The sequence below is a fragment of the Pseudomonas sp. LBUM1672 genome (assembly GCF_059695655.1).
Genome location: NZ_CP166781.1, coordinates 753,594 through 772,283, shown reverse-complemented (window position 1 = coordinate 772,283; position 18,690 = coordinate 753,594). Strand labels below are relative to the sequence as shown.

Below are 18,690 nucleotides of genomic sequence, written 5' to 3'. Positions count from 1 at the left end.
GACTGTGACAGCCGGGAGCCGTCCGATGTTGCTGTACGAACTTTCCTGCGGGCAAAACAAAACCCCAACTGCTTTCGCAATTGGGGTTTCGGAATTTAATCTTGACGATGACCTACTCTCACATGGGGAAACCCCACACTACCATCGGCGATGCATCGTTTCACTGCTGAGTTCGGGATGGGATCAGGTGGTTCCAATGCTCTATGGTCGTCAAGAAATTCGGTAGCCAGGTCGTGGGCCCTTGCGGGTTCACGCTCCAGCGAATGGGTATGTGACAGCTTGGTGTTTTGTGAGTATCTCGAACTTTCGGTTCGTTTCGTCTTCACACACCGCAATCTGGTGCTCTTTCGCCTTTGGGCTCGAAGCAAGCAAATTGCTTGGGTGTTATATGGTCAAGCCTCACGGGCAATTAGTATTGGTTAGCTCAACGCCTCACAGCGCTTACACACCCAACCTATCAACGTCGTAGTCTTCGACGGCCCTTCAGGGGACTCAAGGTCCCAGTGAGATCTCATCTTGAGGCTAGTTTCCCGCTTAGATGCTTTCAGCGGTTATCTATTCCGAACATAGCTACCCGGCAATGCCACTGGCGTGACAACCGGAACACCAGAGGTTCGTCCACTCCGGTCCTCTCGTACTAGGAGCAGCCCCTCTCAAATCTCAAACGTCCACGGCAGATAGGGACCGAACTGTCTCACGACGTTCTAAACCCAGCTCGCGTACCACTTTAAATGGCGAACAGCCATACCCTTGGGACCGGCTTCAGCCCCAGGATGTGATGAGCCGACATCGAGGTGCCAAACACCGCCGTCGATATGAACTCTTGGGCGGTATCAGCCTGTTATCCCCGGAGTACCTTTTATCCGTTGAGCGATGGCCCTTCCATACAGAACCACCGGATCACTAAGACCTACTTTCGTACCTGCTCGACGTGTCTGTCTCGCAGTCAAGCGCGCTTTTGCCTTTATACTCTACGACCGATTTCCGACCGGTCTGAGCGCACCTTCGTACTCCTCCGTTACTCTTTAGGAGGAGACCGCCCCAGTCAAACTACCCACCATACACTGTCCTCGATCCGGATAACGGACCTGAGTTAGAACCTCAAAGTTGCCAGGGTGGTATTTCAAGGTTGGCTCCACGCGAACTGGCGTCCACGCTTCAAAGCCTCCCACCTATCCTACACAAGCAAATTCAAAGTCCAGTGCAAAGCTATAGTAAAGGTTCACGGGGTCTTTCCGTCTAGCCGCGGATACACTGCATCTTCACAGCGATTTCAATTTCACTGAGTCTCGGGTGGAGACAGCGCCGCCATCGTTACGCCATTCGTGCAGGTCGGAACTTACCCGACAAGGAATTTCGCTACCTTAGGACCGTTATAGTTACGGCCGCCGTTTACCGGGGCTTCGATCAAGAGCTTCGCGTTAGCTAACCCCATCAATTAACCTTCCGGCACCGGGCAGGCGTCACACCCTATACGTCCACTTTCGTGTTTGCAGAGTGCTGTGTTTTTAATAAACAGTCGCAGCGGCCTGGTATCTTCGACCGGCATGGGCTTACGCAGTAAATGCTTCACCCTCACCGGCGCACCTTCTCCCGAAGTTACGGTGCCATTTTGCCTAGTTCCTTCACCCGAGTTCTCTCAAGCGCCTTGGTATTCTCTACCCAACCACCTGTGTCGGTTTGGGGTACGGTTCCTGGTTACCTGAAGCTTAGAAGCTTTTCTTGGAAGCATGGCATCAACCACTTCGTGTTCTAAAAGAACACTCGTCATCAGCTCTCGGCCTTAGAATCCCGGATTTACCTAAGATTCCAGCCTACCACCTTAAACTTGGACAACCAACGCCAAGCTGGCCTAGCCTTCTCCGTCCCTCCATCGCAATAACCAGAAGTACAGGAATATTAACCTGTTTTCCATCGACTACGCTTTTCAGCCTCGCCTTAGGGACCGACTAACCCTGCGTCGATTAACGTTGCGCAGGAAACCTTGGTCTTTCGGCGTGGGTGTTTTTCACACCCATTGTCGTTACTCATGTCAGCATTCGCACTTCTGATACCTCCAGCAAGCTTCTCAACTCACCTTCACAGGCTTACAGAACGCTCCTCTACCGCATCACCTAAGTGATACCCGTAGCTTCGGTGTATGGTTTGAGCCCCGTTACATCTTCCGCGCAGGCCGACTCGACTAGTGAGCTATTACGCTTTCTTTAAAGGGTGGCTGCTTCTAAGCCAACCTCCTAGCTGTCTAAGCCTTCCCACATCGTTTCCCACTTAACCATAACTTTGGGACCTTAGCTGACGGTCTGGGTTGTTTCCCTTTTCACGACGGACGTTAGCACCCGCCGTGTGTCTCCCATGCTCGGCACTTGTAGGTATTCGGAGTTTGCATCGGTTTGGTAAGTCGGGATGACCCCCTAGCCGAAACAGTGCTCTACCCCCTACAGTGATACATGAGGCGCTACCTAAATAGCTTTCGAGGAGAACCAGCTATCTCCGAGCTTGATTAGCCTTTCACTCCGATCCACAGGTCATCCGCTAACTTTTCAACGGTAGTCGGTTCGGTCCTCCAGTTAGTGTTACCCAACCTTCAACCTGCCCATGGATAGATCGCCCGGTTTCGGGTCTATTCCCAGCGACTAGACGCCCTATTAAGACTCGCTTTCGCTACGCCTCCCCTATTCGGTTAAGCTCGCCACTGAAAATAAGTCGCTGACCCATTATACAAAAGGTACGCAGTCACCCAACAAAGTGGGCTCCCACTGCTTGTACGCATACGGTTTCAGGATCTATTTCACTCCCCTCTCCGGGGTTCTTTTCGCCTTTCCCTCACGGTACTAGTTCACTATCGGTCAGTCAGTAGTATTTAGCCTTGGAGGATGGTCCCCCCATATTCAGACAAAGTTTCTCGTGCTCCGTCCTACTCGATTTCATGACCAAGAGATTTTCGCGTACAGGGCTATCACCCACTATGGCCGCACTTTCCAGAGCGTTCCGCTAATCTCAAAGCCACTTAAGGGCTAGTCCCCGTTCGCTCGCCACTACTAAGGGAATCTCGGTTGATTTCTTTTCCTCAGGGTACTTAGATGTTTCAGTTCCCCTGGTTCGCCTCTTAAGCCTATGTATTCAGCTTAAGATAACCATCTTATGATGGCTGGGTTCCCCCATTCAGACATCTCCGGATCAAAGTCTGTTTGCCGACTCCCCGAAGCTTTTCGCAGGCTACCACGTCTTTCATCGCCTCTGACTGCCAAGGCATCCACCGTATGCGCTTCTTCACTTGACCATATAACCCCAAGCAATCTGGTTATACTGTGAAGACGACATTCGCCGAAAATTCGATAATACTCAATTAAGAGCAACTCACAAATTTTACCTTAGCCTGATCCGTTACCAGTGAAAGTAACGCTCAGTCTATCTTTCTATCACATACCCAAATTTTTAAAGAACGATCTAATCCAAAGACTAGAAATCAACATTCACCATCATCACAATGGAATGCTCATTTCTAAGCTTTCAACAAACAGAAGCAGTAGTGGTGGAGCCAAACGGGATCGAACCGTTGACCTCCTGCGTGCAAGGCAGGCGCTCTCCCAGCTGAGCTATGGCCCCGTATTTCTACAGGTTCCCACACAAAATTGGTGGGTCTGGGCAGATTCGAACTGCCGACCTCACCCTTATCAGGGGTGCGCTCTAACCAACTGAGCTACAGACCCAATTTCGGGCTGCTTCTTTATCGTCTTCTTCAATGAATCAAGCAATTCGTGTGGGAACTTATGGAGCAGCTGATGTCGTCGATTAAGGAGGTGATCCAGCCGCAGGTTCCCCTACGGCTACCTTGTTACGACTTCACCCCAGTCATGAATCACACCGTGGTAACCGTCCTCCCGAAGGTTAGACTAGCTACTTCTGGTGCAACCCACTCCCATGGTGTGACGGGCGGTGTGTACAAGGCCCGGGAACGTATTCACCGCGACATTCTGATTCGCGATTACTAGCGATTCCGACTTCACGCAGTCGAGTTGCAGACTGCGATCCGGACTACGATCGGTTTTCTGGGATTAGCTCCACCTCGCGGCTTGGCAACCCTCTGTACCGACCATTGTAGCACGTGTGTAGCCCAGGCCGTAAGGGCCATGATGACTTGACGTCATCCCCACCTTCCTCCGGTTTGTCACCGGCAGTCTCCTTAGAGTGCCCACCATTACGTGCTGGTAACTAAGGACAAGGGTTGCGCTCGTTACGGGACTTAACCCAACATCTCACGACACGAGCTGACGACAGCCATGCAGCACCTGTCTCAATGTTCCCGAAGGCACCAATCCATCTCTGGAAAGTTCATTGGATGTCAAGGCCTGGTAAGGTTCTTCGCGTTGCTTCGAATTAAACCACATGCTCCACCGCTTGTGCGGGCCCCCGTCAATTCATTTGAGTTTTAACCTTGCGGCCGTACTCCCCAGGCGGTCAACTTAATGCGTTAGCTGCGCCACTAAGAGCTCAAGGCTCCCAACGGCTAGTTGACATCGTTTACGGCGTGGACTACCAGGGTATCTAATCCTGTTTGCTCCCCACGCTTTCGCACCTCAGTGTCAGTATCAGTCCAGGTGGTCGCCTTCGCCACTGGTGTTCCTTCCTATATCTACGCATTTCACCGCTACACAGGAAATTCCACCACCCTCTACCATACTCTAGCTTGTCAGTTTTGAATGCAGTTCCCAGGTTGAGCCCGGGGATTTCACATCCAACTTAACAAACCACCTACGCGCGCTTTACGCCCAGTAATTCCGATTAACGCTTGCACCCTCTGTATTACCGCGGCTGCTGGCACAGAGTTAGCCGGTGCTTATTCTGTCGGTAACGTCAAAACACTTACGTATTAGGTAAATGCCCTTCCTCCCAACTTAAAGTGCTTTACAATCCGAAGACCTTCTTCACACACGCGGCATGGCTGGATCAGGCTTTCGCCCATTGTCCAATATTCCCCACTGCTGCCTCCCGTAGGAGTCTGGACCGTGTCTCAGTTCCAGTGTGACTGATCATCCTCTCAGACCAGTTACGGATCGTCGCCTTGGTGAGCCATTACCTCACCAACTAGCTAATCCGACCTAGGCTCATCTGATAGCGCAAGGCCCGAAGGTCCCCTGCTTTCTCCCGTAGGACGTATGCGGTATTAGCGTCCGTTTCCGAGCGTTATCCCCCACTACCAGGCAGATTCCTAGGCATTACTCACCCGTCCGCCGCTCGCCACCAGGTACAAGTACCCGTGCTGCCGCTCGACTTGCATGTGTTAGGCCTGCCGCCAGCGTTCAATCTGAGCCATGATCAAACTCTTCAGTTCAAACATCTTTGGGTTTTTAAGAAACCCTAAACTTGGCTCAGCAATCGTTGGTTACATCTTTGATTTCTCGCGGAGTAACTTGTGATGCTGATAATCTTGTTGACTATCAGTCTGACTCCACAAGCACCCACACGAATTGCTTGATTCAGTTGTTAAAGAGCGGTTGGTTAAGATCTTTCGTCTCAACCGAGGCGCGCATTCTACAGCAGCCTCTGTTGCTGTCAAGCGGTTATTTTCAGAAGTTTTCAAAGTTTCCTTTGCAACTTCAACCACTTGCGCTTCCGATCTCTCGTTAGCGGGAGGCGAATTCTACAGCGTTACTCGCTGCTGTCAACACCTCTTTTTCTCCGCTTTCGACCGAGAAGATCGAACCGTCAATCAAGCCACACAAACCCGCTTGATCAACTCCTTCTGGGCTTCGATGACCTGAAGCAACTCACTGTCGAAAACTGCGTAACTCTTTGTTTACCAAGGAGTTTTCCGTTTCGACTGCGCCGGAAGTGGGGCGAATTATAGACTTCCAGAATCTGCCGTCAACTCCTATCTTCACATTTCTGTCATATAGGTCAAAAAAGCCCGAAAACGCGAAGGCCGAGCCCCAAAGGGCTCGGCCTTCTGCCCTTCTACTTACAAGCTAGGGAATGCGAATTGCGACGCTTCATGGCTCGCACGCTGTGGCCAGCGCTGGGTAATGGCCTTGCGACGGGTGTAGAAACGCACACCATCCGGCCCATAAGCATGCAGATCACCAAACAGCGAACGCTTCCAGCCACCAAAGCTGTGATAAGCCACTGGCACCGGCAACGGCACGTTCACGCCGACCATGCCGACTTCGATCTCGTCACAGAACAACCGGGCCGCTTCCCCATCACGGGTGAAGATGCAGGTGCCGTTGCCATATTCGTGATCGTTGATCAGCTGCATCGCCTCTTCCAGGCTGTTGACCCGAACCACACACAGCACCGGCCCGAAGATCTCTTCTTTATAGATGCGCATCTCTGGCGTGACGTTATCGAACAGGCAGCCGCCCAGGAAGAAACCTTCCTCATGACCGGCCACGCTCAAACCACGACCGTCCACCACCAGGGACGCACCCGAAGAAACGCCGTCTTCTATATAGCCACTGACTTTGTCGCGAGCCTGACCGGAAACCAGCGGCCCCATGTCCAGCCCGCAAGAAGTACCCGCACCGATCTTCAGCGCCTTGATTTGCGGTACCAACTTGGCCACCAACGCATCCGCCACCTGGTCGCCCACGCACACGGCCACCGAGATCGCCATGCAACGCTCACCGCAAGAACCGTATGCAGCGCCCATCAGTGCGCTGACCGCGTTATCCAGATCCGCATCCGGCATCAGCACCGCATGGTTCTTCGCGCCGCCCAGTGCCTGGACGCGTTTGCCGCGCTTGGTACCTTCGGCATAAATGTATTCAGCAATCGGCGTCGAACCCACGAAGCTCAGCGCCTTGACTTCCGGCGCTTCGATCAGCGCGTCCACTGCCGCCTTGTCGCCATGCACCACACTCAGCACACCTTTCGGCAGACCGGCTTCCAGCAACAGTTGAGCGATCAGCAACGTCGAGCTTGGATCACGCTCGGACGGTTTGAGGATGAAGCAGTTGCCGCAGACGATCGCCAGCGGATACATCCAAAGCGGCACCATCGCAGGGAAGTTGAACGGCGTGATACCCGCCACCACGCCCAGCGGCTGGAAGTCCGACCAGGCATCAATGTTCGGGCCGACGTTACGGCTGTACTCGCCCTTGAGGATTTCCGGTGCGGCGCAAGCGAACTCGACGTTCTCGATACCGCGCTTCAGTTCACCGGCAGCATCTTCCAGGGTCTTGCCATGTTCTTCACTGATCAACTGAGCAATACGCGCCTCGTTCTGCTCCAGCAGTTGCTTGAAGCGAAACATCACCTGGGCACGTTTGGCCGGCGGCGTGTTACGCCACGCCGGGAACGCAGCCTTGGCCGAGTCGATGGCTTTCTGAATGGTTTCGCGGCTGGCCAACGGCAGCTTGTGGATGGCCTGACCGGTGGACGGGTTGAACACGTCGGCCGTGCGACCGTCTTCGGTCACTAGTTCGCCATTGATCAAATGCGGGATAAGGCTCATGCGGGGCTCCTGAAAAGTTGTCCACGAGACGCCCTTCGAAGAGCGCCTCTATATAGAAAGGAATATCAGTCGATTTTGTTCAGCACTTCGCCGACCGCGTCGAACAGGCGATCAAGGTCTTGCGGCTTGCTGTTGAAGGTCGGGCCGAACTGCAGGGTGTCGCCGCCAAAGCGCACGTAGAACCCGGCTTTCCACAACGCCATGCCCGCCTCGAACGGACGCACAATGGCATCGCCGTCACGCGGTGCGATCTGGATCGCGCCAGCCAGACCGTAGTTGCGGATGTCGATAATATTTTTCGAGCCCTTCAGGCCATGCAGCGCATTTTCGAAATGCGGCGCGACTTCGGCCACGCTCTGCACCAGGTTTTCCTTTTGCAGCAGGTCGAGTGCCGCCAGGCCAGCGGCGCAAGCCACCGGGTGCGCGGAGTAGGTGTAACCGTGCGGGAATTCCACCGCGTATTCCGGCGTCGCCTGGTTCATGAAGGTCTGGTAGATCTCGGAGCTGGCAATCACCGCGCCCATCGGAATCGCACCGTTGGTGACTTGCTTGGCGATGCACATCAGGTCCGGGGTCACGCCGAAGCTGTCGGCACCGAACATCGAGCCGGTACGGCCGAAACCGGTGATCACTTCGTCGAACACCAACAGGATGTTGTGCTGATCGCAGATTTCTCGCAGACGCTTCAGGTAACCCTGCGGCGGAACGAGCACGCCAGCGGAACCGGCCATTGGCTCGACGAATACAGCGGCGATGTTTGAAGCGTCATGCAGTTCGATCAGCTTCAGCAGTTCATCCGCCAGCGCGATACCGCCCTCTGCCGGCATCCCACGGGAGTAGGCATTGCTCGCCAGCAAGGTGTGCGGCAGGTGATCGACGTCCATCATCGCCTGACCGAACATTTTCCGGTTGCCGTTCACACCGCCGAGGCTGGTGCCGGCGATGTTCACACCGTGGTAGCCACGGGCACGGCCGATCATCTTGGTTTTGGTCGCCTGGCCTTTCAGGCGCCAGTAAGCGCGGACCATCTTCACCGCGGTGTCGGCGCACTCGGAACCCGAGTCGGTGAAGAACACGTGGTTCAGATTGCCCGGCGTCAGGTCAGTGATTTTTTCGGCCAGTTGAAACGACAACGGGTGACCGTACTGGAAGCCCGGCGAGTAATCGAGGGTGCCCAATTGCTTGGCGACGGCTTCCTGGATTTCCTTGCGAGTGTGCCCGGCGCCGCAGGTCCACAGACCCGAGAGCGAATCGTAGACCTTGCGTCCTTTGTCGTCCGTCAGCCAACTGCCTTGGGCCGCCACGATCAGTCGCGGATCGCGCTGGAAATTGCGGTTGGCGGTGTAGGGCATCCAGTGGGCATCGAGCTTGAGCTGGCTGGCCAAAGGAGACTGGGCGTTTTCGGGCAAGTTCATGGGCAAAACCTCGCAGGGCAATAAGCGGCATAGAGATCAAAAGCGTTCTTGCAGCTAAATTGCCACGGGGATAAAGTCGGTGAAATCCAACTCTTCTAACGTTCAGTCTGCCAAACACTAAACTTTGAGCATTTGCGCATGAGCACTCGTCGTCCCGATCCACTGGCACAAGTCAGCGACTTTGATATCCGCCTGCTGCGGATTTTCCGCAGCGTGGTGGAATGCGGCGGCTTCTCCGCGGCGGAATCGGTCCTGGGGATCGGCCGCTCAGCCATCAGCCAGCAGATGAGCGATCTGGAACAACGCCTCGGCCTGCGGTTATGCCAACGCGGTCGCGCCGGTTTTTCCCTGACGGAAGAAGGACGTGAGGTTTACCACTCGGCGTTACAGCTATTAAGTGCACTGGAAAGCTTTCGCACCGAGGTCAACGGCCTGCACCAGCATTTGCGCGGCGAGCTGACCATCGGCCTGACCGACAACCTCGTCACCCTGCCCCACATGCGCATCACTCATGCCCTCGCGCAATTGAAGGAACGCGGGCCGGACGTGCAGATTCAGATCCGCATGATCGCGCCCAATGAAGTGGAACAAGGCGTGCTCGACGGTCGCTTGCACGTCGGCGTGGTGCCGCAGGCCAGCGCACTGTCGGGGCTGGAATACCAGCCGCTCTACAGCGAACGTTCGCTGCTGTATTGCGCGGTCGGCCATCCGTTGTTTTATGTCGATGACAAGCAACTGGACGACGAACGCCTCAACAGCCAGGACGCCATTGCGCCGACCTTCCGTTTGCCTGCGGAAATCCAGGCGCATTACCAGGCGCTCAATTGCACCGCCAGTGCCTCGGACCGCGAAGGCATGGCGTTTCTGATCCTCACCGGGCGCTACATCGGCTACTTGCCGGACCACTACGCCAGCCTTTGGGTGCAGCAAGGTCGATTGCGTGCGCTGAAACCCAAGGCGCGCTTTTATGACCTGAGCCTCGCATCGGTCACGCGCAAGGGCCGTCGCCCGCATTTGGTGCTGGAAAGTTTTCTGGAGAGTCTGGCGGCGACACGCTAGGTTTTATCGTGTCGGGACTTGTCTGATGCCTGTGGGTGCGCTATCAACGCATTGCTTGCACCCACCTATCCTGTTCGGAAGTGCCTATGACCTTTGAAGTCCCCGCTCACGGCGGCAAACCTGCCAGCCGCATTCGTCAGAAGAACGAAGAGACCATCATCAAAGCCGCCGAAGACGAGTTCGCCCGTCACGGATTCAAAGGCACCAGCATGAACACCATCGCCCTGAATGCGGGGTTGCCCAAGGCCAACCTGCATTATTACTTCACCAACAAACTCGGTTTGTACGTGGCGGTGTTGAGCAACATCCTCCAGTTGTGGGACAGCACCTTCAACACCCTGACCGCCGAGGATGATCCGGCCGAAGCGCTGACGCGTTACATCCGCGCCAAAATGGAATTCTCTCGTCGCCAGCCGCAAGCCTCGCGAATCTTCGCCATGGAAGTGATCAGTGGTGGAGAATGCCTGACCGAGTATTTCAACCAGGACTATCGCGCCTGGTTCCAGGGCCGTGCGGCCGTGTTCCAGGCCTGGATCGACGCCGGCAAGATGGACCCGGTCGACCCGGTGAACCTGATTTTCCTGCTGTGGGGCAGCACCCAGCACTACGCCGATTTCGCCACGCAGATCTGCCGTGTCAGCGGCCGCACCAAGCTGACCAAGCAAGACATGGAAGACGCCGGCAACAACCTGATCCGCATCATCCTCAAGGGCTGCGGCCTCACGCCAGCTATCTAAGACTCTTATGCCTTTTACCCTCAGCGGTTTTTGCGAATACCGCGAAGAGATTCGCAAAAGCCGCTTCATCACCTTCGCCGCGCCGATCTCCAGCCCCGCTGAAGCCCAGGCGTTCATCGATGAACACAGCGACTTGAACGCCTCGCACAACTGCTGGGCCTGGAAGCTCGGCGACCAATACCGCAGCAATGATGATGGTGAACCGGGTGGCACCGCAGGGCGACCGATTCTGGCGGCCATCGAAGCGCAGGATTGCGATCAGGTCGCGGTATTGGTGATTCGTTGGTACGGCGGCATTCAACTGGGCACCGGCGGCCTCGCCCGGGCCTACGGCGGCGGCGCGAACAAGTGCCTGCAAGGCGCGGCGAAAGTCGAGCTGATCAGCCGTGTGCCGGTGAGCTGTGCCTGTGCGTTTGGCGAGTTGGCGCTGGTGAAACTGCGCGTCGTGGAAGCGGGCGGTTTGGTGGTGGAAGAAACCTTCACCGCCAATGGCGTGGAGTTGCAATTGGCGATCGGCAAAGAGCAGATCACGACCTTGCAAACGCAGCTGGCAGACTTGAGTCGCGGGCGCATTGTGTTGCAGCACTGATCGCACCAACAACGTTCACTGCCCTTTCGTCGAGCCTGTTCACTTGCCCACATCTGCTGTGCACCCGGCTGTGGATAACCTGCGCATATCCAGCTGTAACCCTTCTGTCATGCGGCTTTGCGGGCTTTGCTCATTTTTCGTCCAATTTTCCACGCCGACGACTTTTTCCACTAAAAAACAACCAGTTAGCGGCGGTTATCACCTTTAGAAGATAGCCACACAGTGCTTATGCCCGTGCTTTCAGCTTGCGCACAAATACTGTGGAACAACCTGTGGATAACCCGTTCATGGCTGGCGCAGCCCTATATCCGGCATAGGCTGCCGCATGTTGCTCGTTTTTTGACCAGTAACCGGCGAGCAAAATCAGAGCCTGATCAAGGACTTTGCCCCCAAGTAGTGCCTGATCGGAAATCGAAAGATGGGGAGGTCACGTCCTCAATGCCTTTGCCTACAGGGATTTGCAGTTTTCCTGACTCAATGGCCAGGAAATTGCTTTATCCACAGGCATAACTCCTGTCGACCCGAGTCAGTCATGCCCAACCCCGTGCCGATCCCCGATCAAACACCCCGCCTGCAACTGCACAGAATCAGCAAACGTTATCCCGGTTGCCTGGCTAACGACGCCATCGACCTGAACATTGCTCCCGGCGAAATCCACGCCCTGCTTGGCGAAAACGGCGCGGGCAAAAGCACGTTGATGAAAATCATCTACGGCGTTACCCACGCCGATTCTGGCGAAATGATCTGGCAAGGCCAGCGCGTGAACATGCGCAATCCGGCGCAGGCTCGCGCGCTGGGGATCGGCATGGTGTTCCAGCATTTCTCGCTGTTCGACACCCTCAGCGTGGCGCAGAACATCGCCCTGGCAATGGGCGCGGCAGCCGGCACGCCGAAACAGCTTGAGCCGAAGATCCGTGAAGTCTCCCGGCGCTATGGCATGGCGCTGGAACCGGAGCGACTTGTCCACAGCCTGTCGATCGGCGAGCGGCAGCGGGTGGAAATCATTCGCTGCCTGATGCAAGACATCCGCCTGCTGATTCTCGATGAGCCGACTTCGGTGCTGACCCCGCAGGAGGCCGACGACCTCTTCACCACCTTGCGCCGACTCGCGGCCGAAGGCTGCAGCATTCTGTTCATCAGCCACAAGCTCGGCGAGGTGCGCGCGTTATGCCACAGCGCCACGGTGCTGCGCGGCGGTCGCGTAGCCGGGCATTGCGTGCCGGCCGAGTGTTCGGATCAGCAATTGGCGAGGTTGATGGTTGGGGAAGCTGCCGAGCTGATTACCGACTATCCGAAGGTGATCGGCGGTGATGCGTTTCTAAACGTGAACGGGTTGTCCTGGCACAACCCGGACCCGTTCGGCTGCTCCCTGACGGACATTGACCTCGAAGTACGCAGCGGCGAAATCGTCGGTATCGCCGGCGTTGCAGGCAATGGCCAGGATGAGTTGCTGGCATTGCTCAGCGGCGAAGAACGACTGATCCGAAATGACAGCGCGACTATTCGTTTCGGCGGGCAACCGGTCGCCGATTTACGCCCCGATGCACGACGCAAACTCGGCCTCGCCTTCGTTCCCGCCGAGCGACTGGGCCACGGCGCGGTGCCTGAGTTGAGCCTCGCCGACAACGCCCTGCTCACCGCATTTCAACAAGGACTGATCAGCAACGGGCTGATTCAGCGCGCCAAAGTCGAGGCGCTGGCGGCAGAAATCATCCGCCGCTTTGGCGTGAAAACACCCGACACCCAAGCGCCGGCCCGCAGCCTGTCCGGCGGCAATTTGCAGAAATTCATCCTCGGCCGCGAGATCCTTCAGCAACCGAAATTGCTGGTGGCCGCGCACCCGACCTGGGGTGTGGACGTCGGCGCCGCCGCCACCATTCACCGTGCGTTGATTGCCTTGCGCGATGCCGGCGCGGCGATCCTGGTGATCAGCGAAGACCTCGACGAATTGTTCCAGATCAGCGACCGGCTCGGCGCCTTGTGCAGCGGACGCCTGTCGCCACTCAGGGCCACGGTCGACACGCGCCTGATCGATGTCGGTGGCTGGATGGCCGGCCAGTTCGATAGCCCTCAACCACTCGCATCCGCAACGGTTTAACGGAGTTTTACATGCTGCTTTCTCTCGAACCCCGTGGCCAGCAATCGCGCCTGATGCTGTGGTGCTCGCCGTTGCTGGCGGCGGTCCTGACATTGGGCTGTGGCTCGCTGCTGTTTATCGCGCTGGGCCATGATCCACTGCTCACGTTGCACACCTTGCTGATCGCACCGGTCAGCGACTTGTATGGCGTCTCCGAGTTACTGGTCAAAGCGTTGCCGATTCTGCTTTGCGCGCTGGGTCTCGCCGTGGCGTATCAGGCACGGATCTGGAACATCGGCGCCGAAGGCCAGTTGCTGCTCGGCGCACTGGCCGGTAGTGCGCTGGCGGTGAACATCATCGATATGCAAAGTCGCTGGGCGCTGGTGTTGATCCTGCTCGTCGGCAGCCTGGCCGGTGCCGCGTGGGCCGGGCTGACGGCGTGGTTGCGCACGCGTTTCAATGCCAACGAAATCCTTACCAGCATCATGCTCAATTACATCGCGCTGAACCTGCTGCTGTTCTGCGTGCATGGGCCGCTGAAGGACCCGGCCGGGTTCAACTTTCCGGAGTCTGCGATGTTCGGCGATGCCAGCCGCTTGCCGCTTCTGATGGAGGGCGGCCGGGTTCACGCCGGGGTGTATTTCGCTCTGCTGGCGTTGGTAGCGGTCTGGGTTCTGTTGCAGAAAAGCTTTGTCGGCTTCCAGATCAAAGTGCTCGGACTCGACAAGCGCGCGGCAGGTTTTGTCGGGTTTCGCGAGAAGCGGCTGATCTGGCTGGCGCTGCTGATCAGCGGCGGATTGGCGGGGCTGGCCGGGGTGTGTGAAGTCACCGGGCCGATCGGCCAACTGGTGCCGCAAGTCTCGCCGGGTTATGGCTATGCCGCGATCACGGTGGCGTTTCTCGGGCGACTCAACCCCATCGGCATTCTGTTTTCCAGCCTGTTGATGGCGTTGCTGTACATCGGCGGCGAGAGCGCGCAGATGAGCATGAACTTGCCGCAAGCGATCACGCAATTGTTCCAGGGAATGATGCTGTTTTTCCTGCTGGCCAGTGACGTACTGATTCTCTACCGGCCACGTTTGAACCTGCGCTGGACTCGCCGCGCGCAAGCCACCGCCGTACACGCAGGAGCGCTGTGATGGATATCGATCTGCTGAGTAACATTTTCTACGCCATGGTCCGTTGCGGCACGCCGTTGCTGTTGGTGGCTCTCGGTGAATTAATCTGTGAGAAAAGCGGCGTCCTGAATCTGGGTCAGGAAGGCATGATGCTGTTTGGCGCGGTGATCGGTTTTATCGTCGCACTGAACAGCGGCAACCTGTGGCTCGGCGTATTGCTGGCGATGCTTGCCGGAATGCTGTTGTCGTCGTTGTTTGCCTTGGTGGCACTGGTGTTCAACGCCAATCAGGTGGCCACCGGATTGGCGTTGACGATTTTTGGTGTGGGCCTGTCGACGTTTGTCGGCGCGGCATGGGTCGGTAAACCGCTGGCGGGTTTCGAGCCGGTGGCGATTCCCTGGTTGAGTGAGATTCCGCTGATCGGGCGGATGCTGTTTGCGCAGGATTTGCTGGTGTATCTGTCGTTCGCGTTGTTTGCGCTGGTGGCGTGGGTGATCCTGAAAAGTCGGGTCGGGCTGATCATTCAGGCCGTCGGGGAAAGCCCGGAGGCGGCCAGCGCCATGGGTTTGCCGGTGTTGGGCGTGCGCACCTTGGCGGTGCTGTTTGGCGGCGCGATGGCGGGTTTGGCGGGCGCGTATTTGTCGCTGGCCTATACGCCGATGTGGGCAGAAAACATGAGCGCCGGGCGTGGCTGGATTGCCTTGGCGCTGGTGGTGTTTGCCAGTTGGCGGGTGTGGCGATTGTTGCTCGGGGCGTACCTGTTCGGGCTCGCCAGCATCCTGCACCTGGTGGCGCAGGGATTGGGGCTGGCGATTCCGTCGAGTCTGCTGGCGATGCTGCCGTATGTCGCGACGATTGTGGTGTTGGTGCTGTTGTCGCGGGATGCGGTGCGCACGCGGTTGTATGCGCCGGTGTCGTTGGGGCAGCCGTGGCGGGCTGGGCATTAGTGGTCGCCTGGACTGGCCCCTCGCGGGCAAGCCCACTCCCACAGGATTCTGTGTCGGCCAATCATTCTGCAGGCAACCCGGTCACTGTGGGAGCGGGCTTGCCCGCGAAGGCGTCCGAACAGGCAACACCTGAACCACGCCCCACCCAAGTTCAAAGACCAGGAAAATCACCAACAATGAACTGGCACCATGCAGCAAGGCATAAAGCTGCCACGTAGAAAACAGGAATCTGCCGACTGCGTCATACCGCCCAAACACCTGCTGCGGATCACGAATCCGCAGCACCGCCCACACGCACACAATCGACCCCAGCAAATTCGCCATCAACATGTGCATCGGCTCGAACGGCGGCAGCTCCCCAGGCAGATCGAACGCCTGGTTCACGCTCATCAACACTCCGTGCAACGCGGCAAAACTCCATGGCGTGATAAACGCCGCCGTCACGATCAAGTCATACCAGGCGCTACCGCGCACCAACCGGCGATATTGCGTTGAAGTCCACATCAGCCTTGCTCCATAAATTCAGGGAGCAACAAGGCTAAAGCCTGGAGTATGCTCCAGGGTCAAGCCCCTCTCGAGACGTCATGATGCGCATCGGTGAATTAGCCCAGGCCAGCGCCGTCAGCCGCGACACGCTGCGCTTCTACGAGCAGCGCGGATTGATCGCGGCGCAACGCAGTGCCAACGGCTACCGCGACTATCCGCCAGACATGGTGCAACTGGTGCTGTACATCAAGACGGCTCAGCGGTTGGGCTTTACCCTCGGCGAGATCGGCAACAGCGTCGCCACCATCTGGCAATCGCCGGATCCTGACAGCGCCGTCACGCAATTGCTGCAAGACAAACTCAAGTTGATTGAAACCCGTATGGACGAACTCGGTGCATTGCACCACGAATTGCAACAACGGCTCGGGCAACGCTGTCCACTGAGTCCATGATCCTCATTTATTAAGGAAGCCACTCATGTCCAAGGCAAAAACCGCACTCATCATCGGCGCCTCTCGGGGCCTGGGCCTCGGCCTGGTGAAAACCCTGTTGGCCGACGGCTGGCAAGTCACCGCCACCGTGCGCAACCCGCAGAACGCCGAGCCGCTGCAAGCGTTGGGCAAGGTGCGGATCGAGAAACTCGACATGGACGATCAGCAGGCCGTCATCGCCTTGAGCCAACAGCTAAAGGGCGAAGTGTTTGATTTGCTGTTCGTGAATGCCGGGGTCAAGGGGCCGGAGGTGCAGACGCCGGGCGGTGCGACGTTGGCCGAGGTCGGTCAATTGTTCTTCACCAACGCCGTGGCGCCGATCAACCTGGCGCAGCGTTTTGCCGGGCAGATTCGTCCGGATACCGGCGTGCTGGCGTTCATGAGTTCGGTACTCGGTAGCGTGACCATGCCGGACGCGCCGGAGCTGGCGTTGTACAAGGCGAGCAAGGCTGCGTTGAACTCGATGACCAACAGTTTCGTCACTCAGTTGGGCGATCAGAAGCTCACCGTGTTGTCGTTGCATCCGGGTTGGGTGAAGACCGACATGGGCGGTGAAGGCGCCGATATCGATGTGGAAACCAGTACACGCGGGTTGGTTGATCAGGTGAATGCTTATGTCGGCAAGGGTGGGCATCACTTCGTGAACTACAGAGGCGAAACCATTCCCTGGTAACAAACACAAAACCTGTGGGAGCCGGGCTTGCCCGCGATGCAGACACCTCGGACTGTCAGTGATACCGAGGCGATGCTATCGCAGGCAAGCCAGCTCCCACAGGGATCGGGGTTGTTCTGTCGGGCCGGGCTTGCCCGCCAGGCGGTTTTGTTCGAAACTCCGCACCTCGCCCCCGCGGCGACCCTGGATCAGCAGACAGGGTAATCACTGAGCTGGCTAACCTGAACCCCACTTTCAGAGGAGCCGGCCAACATGCCTGCGACCCGTACCTGGTTAAAAAATCCCCTCGCCATTTTCACTGCCAACAGCCTCGATGCCCGTGGCGGCCTGGTAGTGCAAGACGGTGTGATCGTCGAAGTGCTTGCCGCTGGTCAGCAACCGTCCGCGCCCTGTGGACACGTCTTCGATGCCCGCGAGCATGTGATTCTGCCGGGGCTGATCAACACCCATCACCACTTCTATCAAACCCTGACCCGCGCCTGGGCGCCGGTGGTCAATCAGCCGTTGTTCCCGTGGCTGAAGACCCTCTACCCGGTCTGGGCACGCCTCACCCCTGAAAAACTCGCCCTCGCCACCAAAGTCGCGCTGGCTGAATTGCTGCTGTCCGGCTGCACCACCGCCGCCGATCACCATTACCTGTTTCCGGAAGGCCTGGAAAATGCGATCGATGTGCAAGTCGAGAGTGTCCGCGAACTGGGCATGCGCGCCATGCTGACCCGCGGCTCCATGAGCCTTGGCGAAAAGGACGGCGGCCTGCCGCCGCAGCAGACCGTCCAGGAAGGCGAAGTGATCCTCGCTGACAGCCAACGCTTGATTGCCGAATACCATGAGCGTGGCGACGGTGCGCAAATCCAGATCGCCCTGGCGCCGTGCTCGCCGTTTTCGGTGACGCCGCAAATCATGTCCGCCAGCGCCGAACTGGCCAACAAACTCGACGTGCGCCTGCACACACATCTGGCCGAAACCCTCGACGAAGAAGACTTCTGCCTGCAACGCTTTGGCCTGCGCACCGTGGATTATCTGGACAGCGTCGGCTGGCTCGGCCCACGTACCTGGCTGGCCCATGGCATCCACTTCAACCCGGATGAAATCGCCCGCCTCGGCGCTGCAGGCACCGGGATCTGCCATTGCCCGAGTTCGAACATGCGCCTGGCTTCCGGCATTTGCCCGACGCTGGACCTGACGGCTGCAGGTGCGTTGCTGGGTCTGGGCGTGGATGGATCGGCGTCCAACGATGCGTCGAACATGATGCTCGAAACCCGTCAGGCGCTTTACATTCAGCGGCTGCGTTATGGCGCTGAAAAGATCACGCCGGAGCTGGTGCTGGGTTGGGCGACCAAGGGCTCGGCCAGCTTGTTGGGGCGGACCGATATCGGTGAGCTGGCGGTGGGCAAGCAGGCGGACCTGGCGCTGTTCAAGCTGGATGAGCTGCGCTTCTCCGGCAGTCATGATCCGGTGTCGGCGTTGCTGCTGTGTGGGGCAGACCGGGCGGATCGGGTGATGATTGGCGGCAAGTGGCGAGTGATTGATGGGCAGGTTGAGGGGCTGGATCTCAAAGGATTGATCGCTGATCACAGCCAGGCGGCTCGACAACTGATCGCCGGCACCTGACACACCACCAACCCTGTGGGAGCGGGCTTGCCCG

At 57.5% G+C, this 18,690-nt stretch carries 12 protein-coding genes, 2 tRNA genes and 3 rRNA genes; 9 read left to right on the top strand and 8 right to left on the bottom strand.

Going from position 1 to position 18,690, the window contains the following annotated elements:
* Positions 1–99: 99 nt before the first annotated feature.
* The 7 genes from rrf to aptA form a co-directional block, all read right to left on the bottom strand.
* Positions 100–215: ribosomal RNA gene (rrf, locus tag ACA053_RS03390) — 5S ribosomal RNA — on the bottom strand.
* Between the two features lie 173 nt (positions 216–388).
* Positions 389–3,280 (bottom strand): 23S ribosomal RNA (locus ACA053_RS03385).
* A gap of 250 nt (positions 3,281–3,530) precedes the next feature.
* A tRNA-Ala gene (locus tag ACA053_RS03380) sits at positions 3,531–3,606 on the bottom strand.
* Positions 3,607–3,633: 27 nt separating this feature from the next.
* Positions 3,634–3,710 (bottom strand) — tRNA-Ile (locus ACA053_RS03375).
* A gap of 83 nt (positions 3,711–3,793) precedes the next feature.
* A 16S ribosomal RNA gene (locus ACA053_RS03370) occupies positions 3,794–5,332 on the bottom strand.
* The 16S, 23S and 5S rRNA genes sit together here with 2 tRNA genes alongside, the layout of an rRNA operon.
* Before the next feature lie 627 nt (positions 5,333–5,959).
* A complete protein-coding gene (locus ACA053_RS03365; protein WP_109627832.1) occupies positions 5,960–7,453 on the bottom strand; it encodes a CoA-acylating methylmalonate-semialdehyde dehydrogenase in 1,494 nt (497 codons plus the stop codon).
* 65 nt (positions 7,454–7,518) lie between these two features.
* Positions 7,519–8,868 carry an omega-aminotransferase AptA gene (gene aptA / locus ACA053_RS03360; protein WP_109627831.1) on the bottom strand — a complete coding sequence of 450 codons (1,350 nt, stop codon included), beginning with the start codon at positions 8,866–8,868 and terminating at the stop codon, positions 7,519–7,521.
* Between the two features lie 138 nt (positions 8,869–9,006).
* Here aptA and ACA053_RS03355 point away from each other — a divergent pair, with 138 nt between their 5' ends.
* The 6 genes from ACA053_RS03355 (at position 9,007) to ACA053_RS03330 (ending at position 15,395) form a co-directional block, all read left to right on the top strand.
* Positions 9,007–9,927: a LysR family transcriptional regulator gene (locus ACA053_RS03355; protein WP_109627830.1), complete on the top strand. Its 921-nt coding sequence runs from the start codon at positions 9,007–9,009 to the stop codon at positions 9,925–9,927.
* A gap of 86 nt (positions 9,928–10,013) precedes the next feature.
* On the top strand, positions 10,014–10,664 hold the full coding sequence (locus ACA053_RS03350) for a TetR/AcrR family transcriptional regulator (protein WP_109627829.1): 651 nt from the start codon (positions 10,014–10,016) through the stop codon (positions 10,662–10,664).
* 7 nt (positions 10,665–10,671) lie between these two features.
* Positions 10,672–11,253 (top strand): IMPACT family protein, encoded by a 582-nt coding sequence (locus tag ACA053_RS03345; protein WP_497394546.1) that lies wholly within the window; start codon positions 10,672–10,674, stop codon positions 11,251–11,253.
* A gap of 532 nt (positions 11,254–11,785) precedes the next feature.
* Positions 11,786–13,351, top strand: a complete 1,566-nt coding sequence (locus ACA053_RS03340) for an ABC transporter ATP-binding protein (RefSeq protein WP_497394545.1) — start codon at positions 11,786–11,788, stop codon at positions 13,349–13,351.
* 11 nt (positions 13,352–13,362) lie between these two features.
* Complete coding sequence (locus ACA053_RS03335) at positions 13,363–14,469, top strand: ABC transporter permease (RefSeq protein ID WP_497394544.1); 1,107 nt, start codon at positions 13,363–13,365, stop codon at positions 14,467–14,469.
* Positions 14,469–15,395, top strand: coding sequence for an ABC transporter permease (locus ACA053_RS03330; RefSeq protein WP_109627825.1), 927 nt, complete (start codon positions 14,469–14,471; stop codon positions 15,393–15,395). The genes ACA053_RS03335 and ACA053_RS03330 overlap by 1 nt, the downstream gene beginning before the upstream one ends.
* An 81-nt stretch (positions 15,396–15,476) precedes the next feature.
* Here ACA053_RS03330 and ACA053_RS03325 read toward each other — a convergent pair whose 3' ends face one another.
* Complete coding sequence (locus ACA053_RS03325; RefSeq protein ID WP_497394543.1) at positions 15,477–15,899, bottom strand: hypothetical protein; 423 nt, start codon at positions 15,897–15,899, stop codon at positions 15,477–15,479.
* Positions 15,900–15,982: 83 nt separating this feature from the next.
* Between ACA053_RS03325 and ACA053_RS03320 the strand changes: the two genes are divergently transcribed.
* The 3 genes from ACA053_RS03320 to ACA053_RS03310 all read left to right on the top strand — a co-directional run bounded on the left by ACA053_RS03320 (position 15,983) and on the right by ACA053_RS03310 (position 18,656).
* Positions 15,983–16,333 carry a MerR family transcriptional regulator gene (locus ACA053_RS03320; protein WP_497396118.1) on the top strand — a complete coding sequence of 117 codons (351 nt, stop codon included), beginning with the start codon at positions 15,983–15,985 and terminating at the stop codon, positions 16,331–16,333.
* A 25-nt stretch (positions 16,334–16,358) separates the two neighbouring features.
* Complete coding sequence (locus ACA053_RS03315; protein WP_497394542.1) at positions 16,359–17,045, top strand: SDR family oxidoreductase; 687 nt, start codon at positions 16,359–16,361, stop codon at positions 17,043–17,045.
* 252 nt (positions 17,046–17,297) lie between these two features.
* Positions 17,298–18,656: an 8-oxoguanine deaminase gene (locus tag ACA053_RS03310; protein WP_497394541.1), complete on the top strand. Its 1,359-nt coding sequence runs from the start codon at positions 17,298–17,300 to the stop codon at positions 18,654–18,656.
* Positions 18,657–18,690 lie beyond the last annotated feature (34 nt).

Bases quoted from the DNA above. Each gene is read 5' to 3' on its own strand.
- ACA053_RS03335 (WP_497394544.1), top strand. From the start codon at position 13,363: ATGCTGCTTTCTCTCGAACCCCGTGGCCAGCAATCGCGCCTGATGCTG.
- ACA053_RS03315 (WP_497394542.1), top strand. From the start codon at position 16,359: ATGTCCAAGGCAAAAACCGCACTCATCATCGGCGCCTCTCGGGGCCTG.
- ACA053_RS03320 (WP_497396118.1), top strand. From the start codon at position 15,983: ATGCGCATCGGTGAATTAGCCCAGGCCAGCGCCGTCAGCCGCGACACG.
- ACA053_RS03355 (WP_109627830.1), top strand. From the start codon at position 9,007: ATGAGCACTCGTCGTCCCGATCCACTGGCACAAGTCAGCGACTTTGAT.
- ACA053_RS03310 (WP_497394541.1), top strand. From the start codon at position 17,298: ATGCCTGCGACCCGTACCTGGTTAAAAAATCCCCTCGCCATTTTCACT.
- ACA053_RS03365 (WP_109627832.1), bottom strand. From the start codon at position 7,453: ATGAGCCTTATCCCGCATTTGATCAATGGCGAACTAGTGACCGAAGAC.
- aptA (WP_109627831.1), bottom strand. From the start codon at position 8,868: ATGAACTTGCCCGAAAACGCCCAGTCTCCTTTGGCCAGCCAGCTCAAG.
- ACA053_RS03330 (WP_109627825.1), top strand. From the start codon at position 14,469: ATGGATATCGATCTGCTGAGTAACATTTTCTACGCCATGGTCCGTTGC.
- ACA053_RS03350 (WP_109627829.1), top strand. From the start codon at position 10,014: ATGACCTTTGAAGTCCCCGCTCACGGCGGCAAACCTGCCAGCCGCATT.
- ACA053_RS03340 (WP_497394545.1), top strand. From the start codon at position 11,786: ATGCCCAACCCCGTGCCGATCCCCGATCAAACACCCCGCCTGCAACTG.
- ACA053_RS03345 (WP_497394546.1), top strand. From the start codon at position 10,672: ATGCCTTTTACCCTCAGCGGTTTTTGCGAATACCGCGAAGAGATTCGC.
- ACA053_RS03325 (WP_497394543.1), bottom strand. From the start codon at position 15,899: ATGTGGACTTCAACGCAATATCGCCGGTTGGTGCGCGGTAGCGCCTGG.